Annotated in this window: 21 protein-coding genes and 1 riboswitch; of the genes, 6 read left to right on the forward strand and 15 right to left on the reverse strand. The window is 68.8% G+C overall.

Annotated features, from left to right (window positions below):
• Window positions 1–22 precede the first annotated feature (22 nt).
• From C5F44_RS05280 to C5F44_RS05295, 4 genes are all read right to left on the reverse strand, one after another.
• Complete coding sequence (locus C5F44_RS05280) at window positions 23–721, reverse strand: thiamine ABC transporter ATP-binding protein (protein ID WP_107672683.1); 699 nt, start codon at window positions 719–721, stop codon at window positions 23–25.
• Window positions 708–2,231, reverse strand: coding sequence for an ABC transporter permease family protein (locus C5F44_RS05285; RefSeq protein WP_107672479.1), 1,524 nt, complete (start codon window positions 2,229–2,231; stop codon window positions 708–710). The genes C5F44_RS05280 and C5F44_RS05285 overlap by 14 nt, the downstream gene beginning before the upstream one ends.
• Entirely contained in the window at window positions 2,207–3,187 is a 981-nt protein-coding gene (gene thiB, locus C5F44_RS05290) for a thiamine ABC transporter substrate binding subunit (protein WP_107672480.1), read from the reverse strand. The genes C5F44_RS05285 and thiB overlap by 25 nt, the downstream gene beginning before the upstream one ends.
• Window positions 3,188–3,224: 37 nt before the next feature.
• A riboswitch (TPP riboswitch) is annotated at window positions 3,225–3,327 on the reverse strand.
• A 50-nt stretch (window positions 3,328–3,377) separates the two neighbouring features.
• Complete coding sequence (locus C5F44_RS05295; RefSeq protein ID WP_235822527.1) at window positions 3,378–4,367, reverse strand: TerC family protein; 990 nt, start codon at window positions 4,365–4,367, stop codon at window positions 3,378–3,380.
• A gap of 219 nt (window positions 4,368–4,586) precedes the next feature.
• On the opposite strand from C5F44_RS05295, the gene aroC reads away from it, so the two are divergent.
• The gene (gene aroC, locus C5F44_RS05300; RefSeq protein ID WP_107672481.1) at window positions 4,587–5,696 is read left to right on the forward strand and encodes a chorismate synthase; all 1,110 of its coding nucleotides are present in this window, start codon (window positions 4,587–4,589) and stop codon (window positions 5,694–5,696) included.
• Between the two features lie 185 nt (window positions 5,697–5,881).
• Entirely contained in the window at window positions 5,882–8,347 is a 2,466-nt protein-coding gene (locus C5F44_RS05305; protein ID WP_107672482.1) for a DEAD/DEAH box helicase, read from the forward strand.
• A 153-nt stretch (window positions 8,348–8,500) separates the two neighbouring features.
• Here the strand turns inward: C5F44_RS05305 and C5F44_RS05310 are convergent, their stop codons facing one another.
• From C5F44_RS05310 to C5F44_RS05325, 4 genes are all read right to left on the reverse strand, one after another.
• Window positions 8,501–9,307 (reverse strand): 3'(2'),5'-bisphosphate nucleotidase CysQ, encoded by an 807-nt coding sequence (locus tag C5F44_RS05310; RefSeq protein ID WP_107672483.1) that lies wholly within the window; start codon window positions 9,305–9,307, stop codon window positions 8,501–8,503.
• On the reverse strand, window positions 9,294–10,640 hold the full coding sequence (locus C5F44_RS05315; protein ID WP_107672484.1) for a TldD/PmbA family protein: 1,347 nt from the start codon (window positions 10,638–10,640) through the stop codon (window positions 9,294–9,296). The genes C5F44_RS05310 and C5F44_RS05315 overlap by 14 nt, the downstream gene beginning before the upstream one ends.
• Window positions 10,641–10,729: 89 nt before the next feature.
• Entirely contained in the window at window positions 10,730–12,265 is a 1,536-nt protein-coding gene (locus C5F44_RS05320; protein WP_107672485.1) for a DUF2125 domain-containing protein, read from the reverse strand.
• Window positions 12,266–12,336: 71 nt separating this feature from the next.
• Window positions 12,337–13,839 (reverse strand): DUF2125 domain-containing protein, encoded by a 1,503-nt coding sequence (locus C5F44_RS05325; protein WP_107672486.1) that lies wholly within the window; start codon window positions 13,837–13,839, stop codon window positions 12,337–12,339.
• A 146-nt stretch (window positions 13,840–13,985) separates the two neighbouring features.
• Here C5F44_RS05325 and C5F44_RS05330 point away from each other — a divergent pair, with 146 nt between their 5' ends.
• Window positions 13,986–14,597, forward strand: coding sequence for an enoyl-CoA hydratase/isomerase family protein (locus C5F44_RS05330; protein WP_107672487.1), 612 nt, complete (start codon window positions 13,986–13,988; stop codon window positions 14,595–14,597).
• 53 nt (window positions 14,598–14,650) lie between these two features.
• Window positions 14,651–15,802, forward strand: coding sequence for a TIGR03862 family flavoprotein (locus C5F44_RS05335; RefSeq protein ID WP_107672685.1), 1,152 nt, complete (start codon window positions 14,651–14,653; stop codon window positions 15,800–15,802).
• A gap of 66 nt (window positions 15,803–15,868) precedes the next feature.
• Here C5F44_RS05335 and C5F44_RS05340 read toward each other — a convergent pair whose 3' ends face one another.
• The 7 genes from C5F44_RS05340 to pyk all read right to left on the reverse strand — a co-directional run bounded on the left by C5F44_RS05340 (window position 15,869) and on the right by pyk (window position 21,456).
• Window positions 15,869–16,225: a DUF2513 domain-containing protein gene (locus tag C5F44_RS05340; RefSeq protein WP_181318191.1), complete on the reverse strand. Its 357-nt coding sequence runs from the start codon at window positions 16,223–16,225 to the stop codon at window positions 15,869–15,871.
• The gene (gene pheS / locus C5F44_RS05345; protein ID WP_107672489.1) at window positions 16,222–17,301 is read right to left on the reverse strand and encodes a phenylalanine--tRNA ligase subunit alpha; all 1,080 of its coding nucleotides are present in this window, start codon (window positions 17,299–17,301) and stop codon (window positions 16,222–16,224) included. The genes C5F44_RS05340 and pheS overlap by 4 nt, the downstream gene beginning before the upstream one ends.
• 116 nt (window positions 17,302–17,417) lie before the next feature.
• Window positions 17,418–18,842: an alanine/glycine:cation symporter family protein gene (locus tag C5F44_RS05350; protein ID WP_107672686.1), complete on the reverse strand. Its 1,425-nt coding sequence runs from the start codon at window positions 18,840–18,842 to the stop codon at window positions 17,418–17,420.
• Between the two features lie 209 nt (window positions 18,843–19,051).
• On the reverse strand, window positions 19,052–19,417 hold the full coding sequence (rplT, locus tag C5F44_RS05355) for a 50S ribosomal protein L20 (RefSeq protein WP_107672490.1): 366 nt from the start codon (window positions 19,415–19,417) through the stop codon (window positions 19,052–19,054).
• 12 nt (window positions 19,418–19,429) lie between these two features.
• On the reverse strand, window positions 19,430–19,630 hold the full coding sequence (gene rpmI / locus C5F44_RS05360; RefSeq protein ID WP_107672491.1) for a 50S ribosomal protein L35: 201 nt from the start codon (window positions 19,628–19,630) through the stop codon (window positions 19,430–19,432).
• Between the two features lie 120 nt (window positions 19,631–19,750).
• Window positions 19,751–19,975, reverse strand: a complete 225-nt coding sequence (locus tag C5F44_RS05365; RefSeq protein WP_107672687.1) for a hypothetical protein — start codon at window positions 19,973–19,975, stop codon at window positions 19,751–19,753.
• Window positions 19,976–20,010: 35 nt separating this feature from the next.
• Complete coding sequence (gene pyk, locus C5F44_RS05370) at window positions 20,011–21,456, reverse strand: pyruvate kinase (protein ID WP_107672492.1); 1,446 nt, start codon at window positions 21,454–21,456, stop codon at window positions 20,011–20,013.
• A gap of 191 nt (window positions 21,457–21,647) precedes the next feature.
• On the opposite strand from pyk, the gene C5F44_RS05375 reads away from it, so the two are divergent.
• A complete protein-coding gene (locus C5F44_RS05375) occupies window positions 21,648–22,382 on the forward strand; it encodes an N-formylglutamate amidohydrolase (RefSeq protein WP_107672493.1) in 735 nt (244 codons plus the stop codon).
• On the forward strand, window positions 22,375–22,689 hold the full coding sequence (locus C5F44_RS05380) for a DUF1244 domain-containing protein (RefSeq protein WP_107672494.1): 315 nt from the start codon (window positions 22,375–22,377) through the stop codon (window positions 22,687–22,689). The genes C5F44_RS05375 and C5F44_RS05380 overlap by 8 nt, the downstream gene beginning before the upstream one ends.
• Window positions 22,690–22,691: the final 2 nt, after the last annotated feature.

The raw sequence follows: 22,691 nt of genomic DNA on the forward strand, positions 1-22,691 counted from the left end.
ATCAGGCGGGGCTTTCTTCGTTTCAGGTGGCGCCCAGATAGGCCGCCAGCTCTGGCGGGGGGGCGGTGAACAGCGCCTCGGTCGGGGCCGGGGCGTGGGCGGTGCCGCCTTCGACCAGCACCGTCAGCCCGGCAAAGCGGCGGGCGTCGGCGGGGTCGTGCGTCACCATCAGCACCGTCGCGTCGGTTTCGCCGGCCACATCGCCCAGAAGATCCAGCATCTGGGTCTTGAGGGCAGGCCCCAGCGCGGCGAAGGGTTCGTCCAGCAACAGAAGCGGGCGCGCGCGCAGCAAGACCCGTGCCAGCGCGGCGCGGCCCTGCTGGCCGCCCGACAGTTCGGCCGGGCGGCGGGATTCCAGCCCCGCCAGACCCACGCGGGCCAGGGCGGCGGTCACCCTCGCGGTCTGGTCCGCCGACAGCCGCAGATCGGTGCGCAGGCCCATGCCCACGTTCTGCGCCACGGTCAGGTGGGGAAACAGGTTCTGGTCCTGAAACAGGATGGACAGCGGGCGTTCGCCGGGCGCCAGCCCGTCAAGCGCGGAACCGTCCCACAGGACATGCCCGCCCACCGGCGGAAAGAACCCCGCGATTGCCGATAGAAGCGACGATTTCCCCGCCCCCGACGGCCCGATCAGCGCCACCCGCGCCCCTTTGGGAACCGACCAGTCGGCGGTCAGCCGGAAGCCCGGCTGGGCCAGTTCCACGCGATCAAGCTGCAGCACGGCGTCCCCCTGCATCAAAGGCCCAGAACAGGGCGAAACTCAGCCCCACCAGCAAAAGCGAAGCCCCTGCCGCGGCATCGGTGCGATAGGCGCCCATCAGGCGCTGCACCACCAGCGGCAGCGTTGCGCCCTGTTCGGCGGCGAAGAGCGCGATCACCCCAAGGTCGCCCATCGACAGCGCCGCCGCCAGCCCCGCGGCAAAGCCGATGGGCCGCGCCAGCCGGGGCAGGGTCAGCAGGCGAAGCCGGGCCGCACCCGACAGGCCCAGACTGCCGGCCAGCCGGCCATAGCCTGCCTCAAGCGCCCGCGCTTCGGGCAGAAGCAGGCGGAACACGAAGGGCAGCGCCAAGAGGGCGTTCACCAGAATGGTGACGGGCAGCGCCAGCCGCGTGGGCGCCATGACCGGCTGCACGATCAGGAACAGCCCGGTGCCCAGCACCAGCCCGCTGGTGGCCAGCGGCAAGGCGGCCGCCAGATCCAGCCAGCGCGGCCCGCCCCGCGCCACGGCCAGCGCCAGGATCAGCGCGGCGGTGATGGTCACGGCGGTGGACAGCAGCGCCACCGCAATGGACCGCGCCGCGGCCAGCCAGACCATGTCGGGCAACTGCAACAGGCCGGGCAGGCCGCGGATCAGCAGCGCCCCCAGCGGCAGCAGCAGGAACCCCGCCGCCAGCGCGATGGCCAGCGCATCCGCTGCGCGGCGCCACCCGGCCGGGCCGCGCAGCGCCGGGGCCATCTGCAGCCCCGCGCCGAACCCCGCCGCCCGCGCCATGCGCCAGGCCGCCAGCGCCGCCGCCCCGCCAAGGGCGGTTTGCACCAGCGCCAGCCCCGCCGCATGGCCAAGGTCGAACTCGAAGCGCACGGCCTGATAGATGGCCAGTTCCAGCGTGGTGGCCCCCGGGCCGCCGCCCAGCACCAGCGCCACCGCGAAAGAGGTAAGGCAGACCGCGAAGACGGTGGCCAGCGCGCCGGGCACCACCTCGGCCAGCATGGGCCGTTCCAGATAGCGCGCCATCTGTGCGGGACCGAAGGACAGGCTTTCGGCCAGCCGGAACCGTTCGGCCGGGATGGCCTGCCAGCCTTGCAGGATCATCCGGGTCGCCAGCGGCAGGTTCAGGAACACATGCGCCAGCACCACGCCCTGCAAGCCATAGACATCCACGCGCGGCAGGCCGGCCAGCGCCAGCGCCCCGTTCAGCCAGCCGGCCCGCCCGAAGACGGCGACCAGCCCCAGCACCGCCACGATCACCGGCAGCAGGAAGGGGGCGCCCATCAGCGTGATCAGCACGCCGCGGCCCGGAAACCGCCGCCGCGCCAGCGCCCTGGCCACCGGCACCGCCAGAAGGACCGAGACCAGCGCCGACAGCACCGCCTGCGTCAGGGTGAAGCGAAGCGCGGCCAGATCGGCGGGCGAAAGCCGCAGCCCCCCGGCCGACCAGGCAACCGCGCCCAGAGGCGCGGCCACCATCAGCGCCGCCAGCGCCCCTACTGCGCGAGCGCCGCTTGCCATTCCGCCAGCGCCCCGTCGCGCGCCGCCCGTGCCTCATCCGCCGTCATCAGCAGCGATTTTTCGGGCCGTGCAGTTTCAAATCCCTCGGGCAAGGCCGTTTCCGAGGCCGGATACATCCAGTTCGTTTCGGGGATCACCGACTGGAAGCCGGGGGTCTGGGTAAAAGCCACGAAGGCCCGCGCCAGATCGGGCTGGTCGCTGGCCGCCAGCACGCCAGACACCTCGACCTGAAGGGAATGCCCTTCGGAAAAGGGCGCCCAGTCCTTGCTGTCATCCTTTTCCGCGATGCGGTGATAGGCGGGCGAGGTGGTATAGCTCAGCACCATGTCGGCCTCGCCCTGAAGGAACAGGCCGTAGGATTCCGACCAGCCGGGCGTGACGGTCACGATGTTGTCGGCCAGCCCTTTCCAGATCTCGGGCGCGCGGTCGCCATAGGCGGCCTTGACCCACATCAGCAGCCCAAGGCCGGGCGTCGATGAGCGCGGGTCCTGAATCACGATCTTCACATCGCTGGCCGCCAGCGCCTCGAACGAGGCGGGCGGGGCGGTCAGTCTGGTCTTGTCATAGACAAAGGCGAACCAGCCCCAGTCATAGGGCAGGAACAGCGGGTCGTCCCAGGCCACCGGCAGCGCGGCGGCGGCGGGCTGGCCGTGGGGCGCGAACAGGCCGGTCGCGGTGGCCTCGGCCACAAGGTTGGTGTCCAGGCCCAGCACGACATCGGCCTCGCTGGCGGCACCTTCCAGCTTCAGCCGCGACAGCAGCGCCGCGCCATCGCCGGCGGCGACAAAGCGCAGGTCGCAGCCGCAGGTTTCTTCAAACGCCTTTTCCACGGCGGGGCCGGGGCCCCATTCGCTGACAAAGCTGTCATAGGTCAGAACGGTCAGGACAGGCGTTTCCGCAGTTGCGGCGCTGGCCGCAAGGAAAACGACGGTCGCCGCAAGGAAGGGGGGTCTCATGTGGTCCTCCATGGTGGCGACGGGTGGCCGGGCATGGAGGATTCCGATGCACCTTCCCTCCGCCGGTATGATCCGGTTCAGGTTCAACGGGTCCGCATCGCTGCATCTCAGCCTGTTGCCAGGCACCCCGAGGTATCGGTCAGCATAGGGGCATCGGCGGCCGACGCAAGGGCCGCCGATGCTGGTGGTGTCAGCCGTGCTGTTCCACCTTGTCGCTGCGCGTCTTCCACAGCGACCACAGGACACCGGCGGCAAGGATCACGAAGGTGATCGCCAGCGACCAGTTGGCGGGGAACTTTTCCCAACCCATCAGGTCGGCGACAAAGATCTTGGAGCCGATGAACACGAGCAGGATCGCCAGCGCATATTTGAGGTAGTGGAAGCGGTGGATGATCGCCGCCAGCGCGAAGTAAAGCGCCCGAAGGCCAAGGATGGCGAAGATGTTCGAGGTATAGACGATGAACGGGTCGGTGGTGATGGCAAACACCGCCGGCACCGAATCAACCGCGAACACAAGGTCAGCCAGTTCCACCATCACCAGCGCCAGGAACAGCGGGGTGGCAAAGGTGATCAGCTTGCCGGTGCGCGGATGCGGTTCCTTCACGAAGAAGGCGTTGCCGTGCAGCTTGTCGGTGACGTTCATCCGGCGCCGCATGAACCGCAGGATCGGGTTCTGGCTGATGTCCATCTCCTTTTCCTCGGTCACCAGCATCTTGATGCCGGTGGCAATCAGGAAGGCCGCGAAGATGTAGAGAACCCAGTGATACTGGGCGACCAGCGTCGCACCCAGGCCGATCATGATGCCGCGCAGCACGATCACGCCCAGGATGCCCCAGAACAGGACACGGTGCTGATACTGGCGCGGGATGGCGAAGAAGCTGAAGATCAGCGCGATGACGAACACGTTGTCCATCGCCAGCGTCTTTTCCACCACGAAGGCCGTCAGATACAGTTTCGCGGCTTCGGCGTCGATCTGCCACCAGACGAAGGCCGAGAAGGCCACGCCCAGCGTGATGTAGAAGGCCGACATCTTCAGGCTTTCGGCAACGCCGATTTCGTGGTCGGTCTTGTTGAACACGCCAAGGTCCAGGACCAGCAGGGCAAGAACGATGCCCAGAAAGACAAGCCACATCCAGACCGGCTTGCCCATGAACAGTAATAACAGGAATTCCATCCCCATCCGCCTCTCATTTGTTGTCGCGTCGAGAGGTCAGCCTTTTCAGGGGCAGGGTGCCGGGCTGACATCGAGCGCAGTCTCGATGCGGTCCGACATCACGACTTGCGTCGTCAGAGGGGCCCGTCCCGCGAGGGTAAGGTAAGGGGACGATGCAGGAATTCAAGAGGGGCTTGAAGCAAAGTCTGACGCGCCCTATGCCCGAACGGGATTTGGGAGAGTGACATGAGCCTCAACACCTTTGGCCATCTGTTCCGCGTGACGACCTGGGGCGAAAGCCACGGGCCGGCGATTGGCTGCGTGGTGGACGGCTGCCCCCCCGGCGTGCCGCTGTCCGAGGCCGATCTGCAACCCTGGCTGGACCGGCGCAAACCGGGGCAGTCGCGGTTCGTGACCCAGCGGCAAGAGGCGGATCAGGTGCGCATCCTGTCCGGCGTCTATCAGGGGGTGACGACCGGCACGCCGATTTCGCTGATGATCGAGAACACCGACCAGCGGTCCAAGGATTACAGCAATATCGCCGAGGCGTTCCGGCCCGGACATGCGGACATCAGCTATCACCTGAAGTATGGCGTCCGCGATCCGCGCGGCGGGGGCCGGTCCAGCGCCCGCGAAACCGCCAGCCGGGTGGCGGCGGGGGGCGTGGCGCGGGCCGTGCTGGCGGCCGTGGCGCCCGAGGTGCGGATCAGTGGCTATATGGTGCAACTGGGCAAGCTGGCCATCGACCGCAGCCGGTTCGACGCGGCCGAGATCGAGCGCAACCCGTTCTGGTGCCCCGATGCGGTGGCGGCGGAAGCCTGGGCCGCGCATCTGGACCAGCTTCGCAAGGACCACAATTCCGTGGGCGCCGTGGTCGAGGTGGTGGCCGAGGGCGTGCCGGCCGGGCTGGGCGCCCCGCTGTATGGCAAACTTGATCAGGATCTGGCCGGGGCGATGATGTCGATCAACGCGGTGAAGGGGGTCGAGATCGGGGCCGGCTTCGCGGCGGCGGGTCTGACCGGGGTCGAGAATGCCGACGAAATGGAGATGGGGCCGCAGGGGCTGCGCTTCGGGTCGAACCATGCGGGCGGCATCCTGGGCGGAATCTCCACCGGGCAGGCGGTGGTGTGCCGCTTCGCGGTCAAGCCGACCTCGTCGATCCTGACGCCGCGCCAGTCGGTCAACCTGGCGGGCGAGGCGGTTGAGGTGGTGACAAAGGGCCGCCACGACCCCTGCGTTGGCATCCGCGCGGTGCCGGTGGGCGAGGCGATGATGGCCTGCGTGATTCTGGACCACTGGTTGCTGGACCGGGGCCAGACCGGCGCGCAGCGCGGGCAGCTTGGCCGGCCCGCCTGACCTTGCGTTACGTCCGCCGCCAAACAACCGGCCGGTGTTCCCTATACAGCGGGTGAAAACCCGTGTATGGCCCCCGGATGGCCTGTGAAGTCCCGGGGCTGCATCCGCTTGGCAAGGATGTGGCGGGGGTGATGAGGCCGTTTGGCTTCATATGAGGGGGCGCTGCCCCCCGGACAGGACAGAGAATGGATATGGAACGGGTAGCCGGGCCGCTGCAGGCGGCTTTGGCATCGAAGGGTTATGAGGCGCTGACTGCGGTGCAGGAGGCGGTGCTGGTGCCCGAGGCGGCGGGGCGTGACCTTTTGGTCAGCGCGCAGACCGGCAGCGGCAAGACTGTGGCCTTCGGTCTGGCCATGGCGCCGGAAGTGCTGGGCGGGGTTGAGCGGCTGCTGCCGGCGGAAAAGCCGCTGGCGCTGGTGATCGCGCCGACGCGCGAACTGGCCTTGCAGGTGAAACACGAATTCGAATGGCTTTACGCCGAGGCCGGGGTGCAACTGGCATCCTGCGTGGGCGGCATGGACTACCGCACCGAACGCCGGTCGCTGGACCGTGGCGCGCATGTCGTTGTGGGCACGCCAGGCCGGCTGCGCGACCATGTGGAACGCGGCAGCCTTGACCTGTCGGCGCTGAAGGCCGTGGCGCTGGACGAGGCCGACGAGATGCTGGACATGGGCTTCGCCGAAGACCTTGAATTCCTGCTCGGCTCGGCCCCTGATGAAAAGCGGGTTCTGATGTTCTCGGCCACGGTGCCGAAGGAAATCGAGAAACTGGCGCGCACCTATCAGAAGGATGCGCTGCGCGTGGTGGCCCAGGGCGAGGCTTCGCAGCACGCCGACATCGAATATCAGGCGGTCAGCGTTGCGAACCGCGACAAGGAACCGGCGATCTTCAACCTGCTGCGCTATCACGAGGCGCCGACGGCGATTGTCTTCGCCAAGACGCGGGCCAATGTGAACCACCTGTTCGCGCGGATGGTGAACCGGGGCTTCCAGGCCGTGGCGCTGTCTGGCGAACTGAGCCAGAGCGAGCGGATGCACGCCCTGCAGGCGCTGCGGGACGGGCGGGCACGGGTCTGCATCGCCACCGACGTGGCGGCACGCGGCATTGACCTGCCGGGGCTGGAACTGGTGATCCACGCCGATCTGCCGACCAACCCGGAAACGCTGCTGCACCGCTCGGGCCGGACGGGCCGGGCCGGACGCAAGGGGCTGTCGGTGCTGGTGGTGCCCACGGCCGAATTCCGCAAGGCGAACCGCATCCTGCAAGGCGCGAAGGTAACGGCCGAATGGGGCAAGCCGCCGACCGCCGAAGAGGTGCAGGCGCGCGAGGATTCGCGGCTGCTGGCCGATCTGGTGCTGGCCGCCCCCGAGGCGGAAGAAGAAGCGCTGATCGAAGCGATCCTTGACAAGCATTCGGCCGAAGCGGTGGCGGCGGGCTTTGTGCGGATGTGGCGCAAGGGGCGTGCCGCGCCCGAAGTGCTGTCGGACGAGCCGATGCCGGCCGCCCCCGCACCGGCCCGCCCGCGGGGCGAGTTCGGGGCCGCGGTGTGGTTCCGGCTGACCGTGGGCCATACCGGCCGCGCCGAAGCGCGCTGGCTGTTGCCCAAGGTCTGCGAGGCGGGCGGCATTGCCAAGGATTCCATCGGTGCGATCCGCGTGCAGCAGGAGGTGACCTATATCCAGATCGCCGAAGCCGCCGCGCCGCGCTTTGGCCAGACGCTGGAGATTGAACCCGGTCTTCAGATGGAACGGATGACCGGCGAGCCGGACCTGAACCGCCCCGCGCCCCGCCGCGATGACCGGGAAAAGCCGGCCTACCGGCCGAAGCCTTCGCGTTTTGTCGAGGATGGCGAAGGCGCGGCCGAGGCGGCCCCGGCCCGCAAGCCCTGGGCCAAGCGCCCCGAGGGCGGCGAGGAGCGGCAACCCTGGAAGCCGCGCGAGGACGGCGCCGCGCGCAAGCCCTGGGCGCCGCGCGACGGAGGCGATGACCGCAAGCCGCGCGCCCCACGGGATGGTGACGCGCCGCGCAAACTCTGGGCCGCCCGCGAAGGCGATGCCCCGCGCAAGCCCTGGGCACCGCGCGACGGTGGCGATGACCGCAAGCCGCGCGCCCCGCGGGACGGCGACGCGCCGCGCAAGCCCTGGACCCCCCGCGACAGTGATGCCCCGCGCAAGCCGCGCGCCGAGGATGCGCCGCGCAAGCCCTGGGTGGCCCGCGAAAGCCGCGACGGCGAACCGGCGAAAAAGCCGCGCTGGACGCCGGATGACCGTGCCGAACGCAGCGCCCCGGCCGAGGGCAAGGCGCCCTATCGGTCCGCCGGGTTCAAGTCGCATGGCGGTGGCGCGGCGGGCAAACCGGCGCGGGCGGCCGGCTACAAGAGCCATGCCGCCGAAGGCACCGGCTACAAGGGCCGCGCCGATGGCGACCGCCCGGCCCCCAAGGCCGAGTGGAAGCCGCGCGAGGCGCGCCCCGAAGGCGGTGACCGGCCGCGCAAACCGGCCGGGGCAAAGGACGGCGCCAAAAGCTGGGGTGGCAAGAGCCACGGCGGGGCGGAAAGCCGGCCCTTTGCCGCGAAGAAGCCCGCAGCCCCCAAGACCGACGCGCGCGACACCTCGAAGCGCTTTGCCCCGCCGAAAAAGCCGCGGAGCTGAGGTCGGCCGACAGAATCTGAAGAGGCGCCCGTGGTTCGCGGGCGCCTTTTTCTTTGGCCGGTCTTGTGGCGCGGCGGCGGGGGCCAGCCCCCGCGCGCCCCCGGGATATTTATGGACAGATGAAGGGGGGCCGGCCCCATGGGGGCCGCCGGATCAGCGGGCGGCGGGCGGGTGCAGATGCGTCAGCAGGGCGCCGTGCAGCGCGGGCGGGGCGGCGATCACGCCCGCGGCGCGCGGCTGCGGGGCGTTGAAGCGGATGGGCGCGCCGGTGCGGTCTGTCACCCGGCAGCCGGCGCGTTCGGCGATCAGGCAGCCGGCGGCGATGTCCCATTCCCAGGTGTCGCGGAAGGTGAGCATCGCGTCATGCCGCCCTTCGGCCGCACGGCACAGCCGCCAGGCCAGCGAGGTGCGGAAGCTGCGCTTGAGGTCGGGCACCCCGCCGGGCCACAGCTCGGGCGCCAGCGAGGCGCGGTTGGCCAGCACATCGGCGCCGGTCAGATCCTGGCGCGGGCTGGCGGCGATGGGGTTGCCGTTGCGGGTGGCGGGTCCGTGCTGCGTGGCGGCATAGGTTGCGCCCCGCGCCGGCAGGTGGACCAGCGCCGCCGTCACCCGCCCCGCCTGCGCCACGGCCAGCGACAGGGCAAAGCCGTCTTCGCCCGCCAGAAAGGCGCGGGTGCCGTCGATCGGGTCGATGATGAACACCCGGTCATGGCCCAGGCGGACCGGATCGTCGGGCGTTTCCTCGGACAGCCAGCCATAGCCGGGGCGGGCGGCGCGCAGCGTGGTCTTGAGCAGGGCATCCACGGCCAGATCGGCCTCGGACACCGGGCCCTGATCGCCGGCCTTGTCCCAGGCGCGCGGCGCGTTGCGCCAGAACGACAGGGCCAGCGGCCCGGCCGCCGCCGCCGCATCGGCCAGAAGCGCAAGGTCTTGGTCGGGCGTGGGCTCAGGCGCCGGCAAGGGTCATCCCGTCGATCAGCAGCGAAGGAACCCGCAGCGACAGATGCGGGCGGGCGTCATTGGCGGGCACGATCCGCAGCAGCATGTCGCGCAGGTTGCCGGCGACGGTGCATTCGTTCACCGGATGCGAGATGCGGCCGTTTTCCACCCAATAGCCCGAGGCGCCGCGCGAATAGTCGCCGGTGGTGGGGCTGATGGTCTGGCCGATCATGCCGGTGATCAGCAGGCCGGTGCTCATGGCCGACAGCAGATCGGCGCGGCTTTGCAGGCCGGGCGTCAGATCGACGTTGGTGGTGGACGGCGAGGGCGGCGCCCCCGGCCCGCGGCTGGCATTGGCGGTTGAGCGCAGGCCCAGGCGGCGGGCGGTGGCAAGGTCCAGCACCCAGCCTTGCAGCACGCCGTCCTGCACCAGTGCGCGGGCGGCGGTGGGCAGGCCTTCCGCATCGAAGGGGCGCGAGGCGCCGCTGCGCGGGCGGTGCGGATCTTCGGTCAGCGACAGGCCGGGCGGCAGCACCGGCTGACCCAGCAGGTCACGCGCCCAGCTTGCGCCCCGCGCGATGGCGCTGCCGTTGATGGCCGAAAGCAGGTGCCCGATCAGGCTGGCCGCCACCCGTTCGTCATAGACCACGGGGAAGCGGCCGGTTGGCGGCTTGACGGCGCCAAGGCGGGCGCGGGCGCGTTCGGCGGCCAGACGGCCAATGGACGCGGCCCCCGGCAGATCGGCGCCATGGGTGCGGGTTTCGCCGGCCCAGTCCCGCTCCATCCCGGTGCCGGTGCCGCAGAAGGCAGTGACCGAACGGGAATGGCCGGTGCGGCCATAGCCGCCGGCAAAGCCGTTGCTTTGCGCCAGGAACACGGCGCGGCGCGAAAAGGCGGCGGTGGATTCGGCCTGCGCAACCCCGCCTGCCGCCATTGCGGCGCTGTCCAGATCGCGGGCGGCGGCCTCCAGCGCGGCGGCGCTGGGGTCGGGTGTGTCATCGGCAAGTTCAAGGGCCGCCACATCCCAGCCGCGTGCCAGATCGGCTGCATCGGCCAGCCCGGCGCTGGGGTCTTCCGGCGCCTCGCGCGCCATGGCGACGGCGCGTTCGGCCAGCGCCGTCAGCGTGGCGGGCGCGGTGTCCGAGGCCGAAACGCAGGCCTGCCGCCCGCCGATCAGCACCCGCAGGCCAACTTCAAGGCTTTCCGACCGTTCGGCCTGTTCCAGACGGCCCTGCCGCAGATCAATGGTCAGGGCATTGTCGGAAATGGCCATGGCATCGGCGGCTTCGGCGCCGGCCTTGCGGGCGGCATCCAGCAGGGCGGCGGCGAGGTCCGGCAGGGCAGGGGTGGGCATCGGTCGCAGCTCCTTCGTCGCGCGGGGGGCGCGGATGTCAGGTAGTCTGCCGCGCCCCCCGCCGCAAGCATCATGCGCAGGTGAATGGATCAGCGGATCTTGACGCCGTTCAGCCAGAACCCCTTGTCGCGGAATTCAAGCGCGGTGGTCAGGCTGTCCGGTTCGGCCCCGGCGCGGGCAATCGCCATCAGCCCGAAGCGCAGGCCGGTCAGATCATCGGGCGAGACAAGGCCCATGGTGACAAGCCGGTCGATCAGGGTGTTGATGCCGGTGGCGGCAAGGTCGATGCGGCCTGTGGGCAGCGGGGCGCCGTCGAAGGTGGTGGTGTCCGTCATGTCGAAGGACAGCCCTCCCTTGCCGGTCAGCCGGGCGCCGACCGCCTGCACCAGCAGATCGTCCAGCGCCATGGTCAGCGTGGTCAGCGGCGGCGGCGCGTCGGGCGACGGGGCGACCCAGCCCGGTTTCAGCGCGGCCGGGTCCAGCGCCCAGAGGCCGGACAGGCCAATCGACAGGGTCAGCGGATCATGCGGCAGGGCGGCGTCGGGGTCGGCCAGCGACCAGAAGCTTTCCGACAGCGCGAGGTCAAGGATGCGGTGGCTGGCCGACCACGGCTGCGGGGTGACCAGATCGCCCAGGCCAAGGCTGGCGGCGGTGCTGTATTCGCCAACGCTGAGGTCAAGTTCCTGGATCGGCGCGGCGGGGTCGCTCAACCGCATGGCAAGGCGGGTTGGGCCAAGGGTGGTGTCGAAGCCGGCGGCGGTGCCGTCGACCCGCAGAAGGTTGCGGCCGCTTTCCGCGGCAAGATCAAGATAGACCGGGCCATCCTGCGGGTTGACCACATCCAGCAGCAGGGCAACGGCGCCGTGCGTCAGGCCGGCGTCAAGGAACATGCCGTCGGCAAAGGCCGCGATCGTGGCGGGCAGATCGGGCGGGGTGTCGGGGGAATGGGTCGGGGCAGCCGAGGCCGGGCGATGGGCGCGCAGGTGGCCGGCAAGGGCGGCAAGGTCAAGGTTGAGCGTGCCCTTGCCATTCTGAGGCGTGTCGATCCGCAGCTCGGCATGAAGCGCCCCCAGCGATACCGCCCCGTCCACGCTTGCGGCGGGCGAGGCCAGATCCTGACGGTAATGCAGCGCAAGATCGGCAGCGGCAAGTGCGGCTGTGGCGGTGACTTCCACCTCGGGGCGGCGGAGCGAGTCTTCGTCCAGCGTGGCCGAGATTGAACTGGCGCTGGCCGCCACATCGGCGGTGTCGCCAAGGCCGCGGATGGTGACCGCCAGATCGGGGGCGGCGACGTTGAAGACCACCGGAGTGGACTGCGCGGCAGGATCGGGAAGGATGGTCAGCGGAAATTCGGGCGGCAGGATCACCGAGACCGACCCGTCGGGCTGTTCGGCCAGCACCATCCGGTCAATCCGCAGGACGCCCGATTGCGACAGGTCGGGCTGCCAGGCCAGACCTGTCAGCACAAGCTGGCTGCCGCTGCGCTGCTCCCGGGCGGTCAGCGTGCCTTGGCCGGCCGCGGCGGCATCGCGCATGGCCTGCCAAAGCTGATCTGCCGTCACCCCGGCCAGGGCAGGGGTGGAAAGCGCCAGCAGCAGGGCGGCGGTCAGGGGAAGACGGACCATCGGGGGCGACCCTTGCACAAATGAACGGGGCGGCGGCTTGCGTGCCGCCGCCCCTGTGTCTTTCGGGGGTGTTATTGCAACTGCTGGCCGTTGACGAACAGGTGCTTGTCCTTGAACTCGATCTCGGAGACCAGCTCGTCGGGGCCTGCGCCCGGCTTGGCGAACATCGCCAGACCCATGCGGATGCCCATCACTTCGTCCTCGGGGACAAGGCCCATCGACACGGCGGTGTCGATCAGCGCGTTGATGCCCTTGAGGTTGGCCACGATCTTGCCCGTGGGGGCCGGAACGCCGCCATAGGTGGCCAGATCGGTGTTGTCGAAGGTCAGCCCGCCGGTGGCGTTGATTTCGCCGCCAAGCGCCTTGAACAGCACTTCGGACAGGTCAAGCGAGGCCAGTTCCAGCGGGGGGGCAGCCTGTTCCTGAACCGCCGGGTCCATGATGTCAGCCGTCCAGCGGCCCTGACCCTTGAGGTCAAGGATCAGCGTCGCCGGATCACGCTTGAGCTGGGCGCCCGGGTCGAACAGCGCCCAGAGGCCATCGGCGGCGGTCAGGTCGGCCAGCTTGAACAGCGCGGTGAAATCCTGCGGCGTGTCGGTCATGGCGACCGGCAGCTTGACGCCGAAAGCCAGTTCGCCAAAGGCGGCCGAGGCATCGGGAACCGGCACGTCCGGGCTGGACAGCGAGGCGGCGACATCGGTCATGCCGAACCCGTAATCGACGCGCTGGCTGTCAAGCGCGACCTTGAAATTCGCGCCGCCCAGCGTGGCATCGAAGGCGGTGGGCTTGCCCGCTTCGGTGGCGTTGACCTTGATGGTCACGGGGCCGACGGTGGAACCGCCATCGACCATGAACCCGGCCTTCAGCGCGTTGGACATGTTCGCCATCAGCGCCTGATCCACCAGCACGGCCTTGCTGGTGCCGGTCGAGGCGCCGACCGTGACGCTGGCGGTGACATCGGTGCCCTTTTCGGCGTCTTTCGCCACGACATCGACCACGGTCGAGGCAACGCTTCCCGACGATTCGATCGCGGTGCCGGCGGCGCCCGGCGTGACCGCGTATTTCGCGGCCAGTTCCTTCATCGCGGCCTTGACGACCAGATCAATCGCCTTGCCGTCGGCCGTCTTGAAGCTGTCGGCGGTGACGGCATATTCGGTGGCGGCATAGTCGTAATTCGTGGCTTCGGCGGTGCCCGAAGCGACAATCGACAGGCCGGTGCCCACGGTCTTGACCGTGAAGGAGGCCGGTGCATCCGCCTCGGCGCCCGTCACCGTGAAGGGATAGGTCTCGGGCAGGGTGATCTCGACCGAGCCGTCGCCGCGATCGCGGAAGGCAAGACGGTCAAGCGTGGTCGAGAAGGTGGTGCCTTCCTCGACGTTCTTCGCCGTGAAGGTCAGGCCGGTCACTTCCAGCGTGTCGCCGTTGCGCTGCGTGGCGCCGGCGGTCAGCTCGCCCGAGGCGGCAACCAGCTTTTGCCAGTTGTCCCAGACCTCTTCGGGGGTGACAGCAAGGGCTGCGGGGGCCGTAAGCAGAAGGACAAGGGCGGTGCTGCCCGAAAGCTGCCAGTGTTTCATGACGAAAGCCTCATGGATGAAATACAGCGCCTATGGTCCGTTGTGCCGCAGGTGGCGTCAAGTGGGGTTTGCCGTGGCGGCCTTGGGGCTTGGTGCGGCGCGCGCGGCAGGCTATGGCGGGACCGCAAGCGGATGCGGAGGCGGGAATGATTGCGGTTCAGGACGAAGGGCGGTTGCGGATCGTGCGGCTGAACCGCCCGGACAAGGCGAATGCGCTGACGGCAGAGATGCTGGCGGCGGTGGCCGAGGCCGCCGAAGGGGCGGCCGGCGCGGGCGTGCAGGCGCTGATCCTGACCGGCGAGGGCAAGGTGTTTTCCGCCGGGGCCGATCTTGAGGCGGCCAAGGCCGGGCTGGCGACCGATCCGGTCTGGGAACGCGCCTCGGGCGCGGTGGCGGCGTTTCCCGGGCTGACGGTGGCGGCGCTGAACGGCACGCTGGCGGGCGGGGCCTTCGGCATTGCGCTGGCCTGCGATTGCCGCATCGCGGTGCCGGGGGCGAATTTCTTTTACCCGGTGATGAAGCTGGGCTACCGGCCGCAGCCCTCGGACCCGGCGCGTCTGGCGGCGCTGGTGGGGCCGGCGCGGGCGAAGATGATCCTGCTGGCGGGGCAGAAGATCGGCGCGGACGAGGCGCTGTCCTGGGGGCTGATCGACCGGATCGTGGCGGGCGAGGGGCTGCTGGACGCCGCCCGCGCGCTGTGCGCCGATGCGCTGGCGGCCACGGCGGCGCATGGGGCGGCGATCAAGGCGATGGTCTGACCGCCGGTTCGCGGCGGGGGCAGCTTGGGCAGGGGATCTGGGGCTTGGATGACGTGACCGGATGCGATGCGCTGGTAATCGGGGCCGGCCCGGCGGGGCTGATGGCGGCCGGGGAACTGGCCGCCGCCGGACGGCGCGTGCTGGTGGCCGAAGCCAGGCCCAGCCCGGCGCGCAAGCTGCTGATGGCCGGAAAATCCGGGCTGAACGTCACCAAGCAGGAACCGCTGGCCGATTTCGTGACCCGCTATGATACCGCCTGGCTGGCGCCGATGCTGGCCGCCTTTGGCCCGGCCGAGGTGCAGAACTGGTGCCGGGGTCTGGGGCAGGAGGTGTTCACCGGATCGTCGGGGCGGGTGTTCCCGGTGGCGATGAAGGCCTCGCCCCTGCTGCGGGCCTGGTTGCAGCGGCTGGCCGCGGCGGGGGTGGATCTGCGCACGCGCTGGCGCTGGGCGGGGTTTGACGGGGACGGGTTCCGCTTCGACACACCCGAGGGCGCGCAGGTGCTGCACCCGCGCGTCACCGTGCTGGCGCTGGGTGGGGCAAGCTGGGCGCGGCTGGGGTCGGACGGGGCCTGGGTGCCGTGGCTGCAAGGGCGCGGTGTCGGGGTGGCGCCATGGAAGCCGGCGAACATGGGGCTGGCGGTGCACTGGTCGCCGCCCATGGCGCGCTGGTTCGGCACGGCGGTCAAGGGCGCGACCCTGCACGCGGGCAAGGCGGTTTCGCGCGGCGAGTTCGTGATTTCCGCCCGCGGGCTGGAAGGTGGGGGGATCTATGCGGTGTCCCGCCCGCTGCGCGACGGCGCGGCGCTGGTGCTGGACCTGATGCCCGATGTGAGCGGGGCCGAGGTCGCGGCCCGGCTGTCGCGGATGAAGCCGGGCGAAAGCACCGCGAACCGGCTGCGCAAGCTGGGGCTGGCGCCGGGCACGGCGGCGCTGCTGCGGGAATGGGGGCGGGGCCTGCCGCTGGCGCAGGCGGTCAAGGCGCTGCCGGTGCGCCACGCCGGCCCCCGGCCGCTGGACGAGGCGATCTCGGTCGCGGGCGGCATCACGCGCGACAGCATGACCGACGGTCTGGAACTGCGCGCCCTGCCCGGCGTCTTTGCCTGCGGCGAGATGCTGGACTGGGAAGCGCCGACCGGCGGCTACCTGCTGACGGGCTGCTGGGCCACGGGCCGGTGGGCGGGCCGGGCGGCGGCGCAGCGGTAGCGCCGGCGGGGGTTTTGCACCCCCGCACCCCCGCAGGGTATTTGCGCCAAGGGGAAGGGGCAGTCGCTAGAGTTTCAGCCCGGTGTGCTGCTCAATCTTGGCCTTCAAGAGCCCGAGTGCTAGCGTCTTGATCAACTCAAGGGTTGCATTTCCGCCGGTTTCGGCAACGACAGCCAGAGTCTTTTTCCAGATGCCATCGTCTCGGATTGCCTCTAGGTAATCATGACCAGAATTGGTGATGCGAAAAGCTCCACTCCCAACGATAGCCAATAGTCCGGCATCCATCATTAGAAGGATATGGTACCGTTCTTTTAGCTCATCCGGCGTGGCGTCAGTCGTGGTTCCGGGCATTAACAGAAGCCAATCGTCCTCGCTCTCATACTCCAAGAGCAACTTGCGAATGTGCTCCTCGTCCCTTCTCACCGGCTCAGCCCGCCCGGCAGGTCGGGCGCGTCCAGCGCGCTGAAGCCGTAGTGCTTGAGCCAGCGCAGGTCGCTTTCGAAGAAGGCGCGCAGGTCGGGGATGCCGTATTTCAGCATGGCGATGCGGTCGATGCCCATGCCGAAGGCGAAGCCCTGCCATTCGTCGGGGTTCACGCCGGCGGCCTGCAGCACCTTGGGGTGCATCATGCCCGAGCCAAGGATCTCCATCCATTTGTCGCCTTCGCCGATGCGAAGCTGGCCGCCGACGTTGGAATAGCGGATGTCCACCTCGGCCGAGGGTTCGGTGAAGGGGAAATGGCTTGCGCGGAAGCGCAGTTCCACCTGATCCACCTCGAAGAAGGCGCGGCAGAATTCCTCCAGCGTCCATTTCAGGTTGGCCATGCTGATGTCACGGTCGATGGCGATGCCTTCGACCTGATGGAACATCGGCGTGTGGGTCTGGTCCATGTCCATGCGGTAGACGCGGCCGGGCGCGATGACCCGCAGCGGCGTGCCCATGGTTTGCAGCGCGCGGATCTGCACCGGGCTGGTGTGGGTGCGCAGCACATGCGGCGGGCGGTTGTCGCCTTCCGCGCGGGCCATGAAGAACGTGTCATGTTCCTGCCGCGCGGGGTGTTCCGGCGGGATGTTCAGCGCATCGAAATTGTACCAGTCGGGTTCCACCTGCGGGCCTTCGGCGACGGCAAAGCCCATGTCGGCGAAGATGGCGGTCAGTTCGTCCATCACCTGGCTGACCGGGTGGATGGTGCCCATGCGGCGCGGGCGGGCGGGAAGCGTTACGTCCAGCCACTCGGCGCGCAGGCGTTCATCCAGCGCGGCATCGGCCAGCGCGGCCTTGCGGGCGCGCAGCGCGGCGTCGATTTCGTCTTTCAGCGCGTTAAGCTGGGCGCCGGCGGCCTTGCGTTCGTCGGGGTCCATGCGGCCCAGCGTGGCCATCAGGGCCGAAATCTCGCCCTTCTTGCCAAGGGCGGCGACGCGCACCTCTTCCAGCGCGGCCTCGCCCGCGGCGCCGGCCACGGCTGCGATGTACTTGCCACGGATGTCGGTCAGATCCATCGGGGACTCCGGGTAAAATTCCGGTCCGGGGTTAGCGGGGCGGGGCCGCGAATGCAAGGGGAAGGGCCCCGCCGTTGCCGGCGAGGCCCCTGTTCAGACGCGCAGCCGTGGCGGCGTCACTTCCAGATGTCGGCATCCACCCCGCGGGCGATCTCGGGGTGATCGGCGATGTGGAACTGCGGTTCCCGCCCGGCATCGCGCTGGCGGAAGTAGTTCTGCGTCAGCGTCACCACGGTGCCCGACAGGGCGACGATGGCGATCAGGTTGATCGTGGCCATCAGCCCCATCGAGGCATCCGCCAGGTCGAAGACGGTGGACACCGCCTGCAACGCGCCCCAGATCACCATGGCCAGCACCAGCGAGCGCAGGATGGTCAGCCCGGTGCGGTTGCCGATGCCCAGGAAGGACATCGCCATTTCCGAATAGGCGTAGTTGCCGATGATCGAGGTGAAGGCGAAGAAGAAGATCGCCACCGCCACGAACCAGCTTCCGATGCCGCCGATATGTTCCTGCATCGCGGCCTGCGTCAGTTGGGTGCCGGTCAGCTCTCCTCCGGGGGTATAGACGCCGGACAACAGGATCATCAGCGCGGTGCAGGTGCAGATCAGGATGGTGTCGATGAAGACGCCAAGCGCCTGCACGAAGCCCTGGCTGGAGGGGTGGTGCGGGTTGGGCGAGGCGGCGGCGGCGATGTTCGGCGCCGAACCCATGCCGGCCTCGTTCGAGAAGAGGCCGCGCTTGACGCCGTTCAGCATGGCCGCGGCCAGACCGCCGGCCACGCCGCCCGCCGCTTCGGCAAGGCCGAAGGCATTGGCGACGATGTGATACAGCATGGCGGGCACTTCGGTCAGGTTGGTCACCAGCACGAAGAGCGCGACCAGAATGTAGATGCCGGCCATGAAGGGCACGACATATTCGGCCACGCGGGCGATCTGGCGGATGCCGCCGAAGATGACGATGGCGGTCAGCGCGGCCAGCGCAAGGCCGGTGACGGGCTTCGGAATCCCGAAGGCGCCGGTCATCGCATCGGCGATGGAATTCGCCTGCACGGCGTTGAACACCAGGCCGAAGGACAGGATCAGGCAGACCGAGAAGACGGCGCCCAGCCAGGGCAGGCCAAGGCCGTGCGCGATGTAGAAGGCCGGGCCGCCGCGATAGACGGCATCGGCTTCGCTGCCCGGTTCCCGCACCTTGTAAAGCTGCGCCAGGGTGGATTCGGCATAGGCCGTGGCCATGCCGACGAAGGCAACGACCCACATCCAGAAGATCGCGCCCGGGCCGCCCAGAACCAGCGCGACGGCCACGCCGGCGATGTTGCCGGTGCCCACGCGCGAGGCAAGGCTGGTGCAAAGCGCCTGAAACGGCGAGATGCCGCCCCGGTCACCGGCCGGTGCGGCGGTGACCGAGCGGATCATCTCGCCAAAGCGCAGGATCTGCTGGAAGCGGAGACGGATGGTGAAGTAGATGCCGACGGCGATCAGGCCGTAGATCAGCACATACCCCCAGAAGACCGTATTCAGAAAACCTATGATAGCCGTCACTGCCTGCACTCCTTGACTGGCACCCCGTTGCTTGCACCGCGGGCCAGAGCATTCCGGCCGAGGTAACGAAACTGTGACACGGGGGCGAGGCAGGGCGCAAACAAAACCCGCATCTTCACGGCAACAATGCGGAAGCGGCAGTTGGCGGCCAAAAGCAAAGGGCCGCCCGATTGCGCGGGCGGCCCTTGCGATGCGGTTGCTTAGGCGGCTCAGGCGGCCAGGGCCGAGCGGGCCTTGTCGGCGATCACGTTGAACGCTTCGGGTTCGTGCACGGCGAGATCGGCCAGAACCTTGCGGTCCACCTCGATCCCGGCCTTGGCCAGACCGGCGATCAGACGCGAGTAGGTGAAGGCCGGGTCGAACAGACGCACGGCCGCGTTGATCCGCTGGATCCAGAGCGCGCGGAAGCTGCGCTTCTTGGCCTTGCGGTCGCGGGTGGCGTACTGGTTCGCCTTGTCGACCGCCTGGGTGGCGGTGCGGAAGTTGGTGGAACGGGCGGCATAATAGCCCGAAGCCGCCTTGATCACCTTGCGGTGACGGGCGTGGGTGACCTTGCCGGATTTGACGCGGGACATGTTTCGCTCTCCTTACCGGTTGTAGGGCATGTATTTCTTGACGATGCCTTCGTCGCTGGCGTTCAGGATCATGGTCCCGGTCGCCTGGCGCGTGAACTTCGTCGTGCGTTTGATCATGCCGTGGCGCTTGCCGGCCACACCGGCCTTCACGCGCCCGCTGGCGGTGAAGGAGAACCGCTTCTTCGCAGCGGATTTGGTCTTCATCTTGGGCATTTTACACTCCAGTGTTTCGCGCGCGGGGAGGCATGCCACATTCGCCGTCCGCGCGGTTCTTTCCGAAGTCGCCCCTATAGGCGGCCATCGGCGGGCGCGCAAGGGGATTCGCGGGCCGGGTCAGTTCAGATAGCGCCCCACGACCGAGGCCATGGCCTGTGTCGCCTGGGCAAAGGTATAGCCCCCGGGTTTCTGCGTCAGCGCCGCCACGATCAGCGCCCCTGCCGCAATCAGCATGATCGCCCCGATGCGGGGCGGTCTCCCCTCGGTCCAGGCCGAGAGGAGCGAAGGGATGGTCAGGGCCGCCAGCACGACCCCGACGGTCAGATACAGATCGGTATCCATCTTGTCCCCGATGGCAGAGGGCGGTTGACCCAAGGTTAGCCGGGGTCAACCTTCGAAATCAACCGTTCGTCGCAGGGGGCGACGCGCAGGATGTTGGTGGTGCCCTGCACGTTGAAGGGCACGCCCGCGGTGACAACGATGAAATCGTTTTCCTTGGCGAACCCGTCCCGCAGCGCGGCCTGCACCGCCGAAAGCACGGCGCCTTTGAAACGTTCCTGTTCGGGCACGATCACGCAATGCGCGCCCCAGGTCAGGGCAATGCGGCGGGCGGTTTCCACCAGCGGCGTCAGGGCGATGATCGGCACCTGCGGGCGTTCACGCGCGGTCAGCCCGACCGTGGTGCCGGTCTGGGTGAAGCAGGCGATCACCTTGATATTGGTGGATTCGGCAATCTCGCGCGCGGCGGCCACGATTCCATCGGCCACCGTGGTGCGGCTGACGATGCGGCTGGCCGCGATGATCGAGCGGTAGGTCGAATCCTTCTCGACCGACATCGCCACGTTGTCCATGGTGCGGACCGCCTCGACCGGGAACTTGCCGGCGGCGCTTTCGGCCGACAGCATGATCGCATCGGCGCCTTCGTAGATGGCGGTGGCCACGTCGGAAACCTCGGCCCGGGTCGGCATCGGGTTTTCGATCATCGATTCCAGCATCTGCGTCGCCACGATCACCGGCTTGGCGGCGGCGCGGGCGCCCCGGATCAGCCGCTTCTGGATCGGTGGCACGGAATGGACCGGCAGTTCCACCCCAAGGTCGCCCCGGGCAACCATGATTCCGTCTGACACCGCAAGGATGGCGTCATAGGCCTTGACCGCCGCGGGCTTCTCGATCTTGGACAGGATCGCGGCGCGGCCCCTGGCCAGGGCGCGGGCCTCGGTCACGTCTTCGGGGCGCTGTACGAAGGACAGCGCCAGCCAGTCCACCCCCAGTTCGCAGGCAAATTCCAGATCGGCGCGGTCCTTCACCGACAGCGCCGCCAGTGGCAGCACCACATCGGGGACGTTCACGCCCTTGCGGTTGGAAATCGTGCCGCCGACGACCACGGTGCAATCGGCGAAGTCGGGGCCACAGGTGTTGACCGAAAGGCGGATCTTGCCATCGTTCACCAGCAGCGTGGCGCCGGGTTCAAGGGCGGCAAAGATCTCGGGGTGGGGCAGTTGCACGCGATGGCCGTCACCGGGCGCCGGGTCCAGATCAAGGCGGAAACGGTCGCCGTCTTCCAGATCATGCGCGCCGGCCGCAAAGGTGCCGACCCGCAGCTTCGGACCCTGAAGGTCGGCCAGGATGCCGATCGGGCGGCCAAGGTCTTTCTCGACCTGCCGGATGATGACATGCCGCGCGCGGATGTCGTCATGGGTGCCGTGGCTCATGTTCAGGCGGAACACGTCGGCCCCCGCCTCGAACAGGGCGCGGATCATCGGGTAGTCGTTGGAGGCCGGCCCGAGGGTGGCCACGATCTTCACGTTGCGGTGGCGGCGCATCTGCCATCCTCCTGCTTGCATTGGTGTTCGTGGTGGGCCGAGGCGGGTTATGGCGCAAAGTGCCGCAGGCCGCAACGCGGATTTGACATCCTTCCCGTAACGCTTTGGTGCCGCCCGGGGCCGAAAGGGTTTACCTGACCATGACCTTGGCATAACTGCGGATTCCACGGCGCGAAAAACGGGGTGGAACGGTGTCCCATGTGATTGAGGGCGAAGATCGGCCGGGACGCTGGCTGGTGACCTGTGACCACGCCTCGAACCGGGTGCCCGACTGGGTGGCGGGGGGCGATCTGGGCCTGCCGCCCGCCGACATGGCCCGCCATATTGCCTGGGACCCCGGCGCCGCCGGGGTGGCCCGGGCGCTGGGGCGGCTGTTGGACAGCCCCGTGATCTGTTCCGACTTCTCGCGTCTGGTGATCGACCCGAACCGGGGCGAGGATGATCCGACACTGGTGATGCGGCTTTATGATGGCAGCATCGTTCCGGTGAACCGGCGCATCACGCCTGCCGAAATCGACGAAAGGCTGGAACGCCTGTATCGCCCCTACCATGCCGCCTATGCCGGGCTTGCGGCGCGGCGGGCGGATACGGTCATTCTGGCGATCCACAGTTTCACCCGCTGCCTGAACGGCCGGCCACCCCGGCCCTGGCAGGTGGGGGTGCTGTATTCGCATCTGGACGAACGGCTGTCCCGCCCGCTGATCGCGCGGCTGCAGGCGCAGCCCGACCTTTGTGTCGGCGACAACGAACCCTATTCCGGGCATCTTCCGGGGGATGCGATCGACCGCCACGCCCTTGTGCCGGGGCGGCTGAATACCTTGATCGAGGTCAGGAACGACCTGATCGCCACTGCCGAAGGGCAGCAGGAATGGGCCGCCCGGCTGGCGCCGGTGCTGGCCGCAGCGCTGGAGGATGCCGATGGATGACGCCACCCGCACCGAACTGGAAGCCGCCGCCTTCCGCGAACTGGTGCATCACCTGATGGTGAAGCGCCCCGAGGTGCAGAACATCGACCTGATGAACCTGGGCGGGTTCTGCCGCAACTGCCTGTCGCGCTGGTATCAGGAGGCGGCGGCGGCCCGTGGCATTGCGATGACGAAAGAGGAATCGCGCGAAATCGTCTATGGGATGCCCTATGCCGACTGGGTGGCGCAGCACCAGACCGAGGCCAGCCCCGAACAGAAGGCCGCCTTCGAGGTGGCCTATACCGAGAATGTCGGCCCGCGCGAGTAAAC

This window comes from Fuscovulum blasticum DSM 2131 (genome assembly GCF_003034965.1).
GTDB lineage: Bacteria > Pseudomonadota > Alphaproteobacteria > Rhodobacterales > Rhodobacteraceae > Pseudogemmobacter > Pseudogemmobacter blasticus.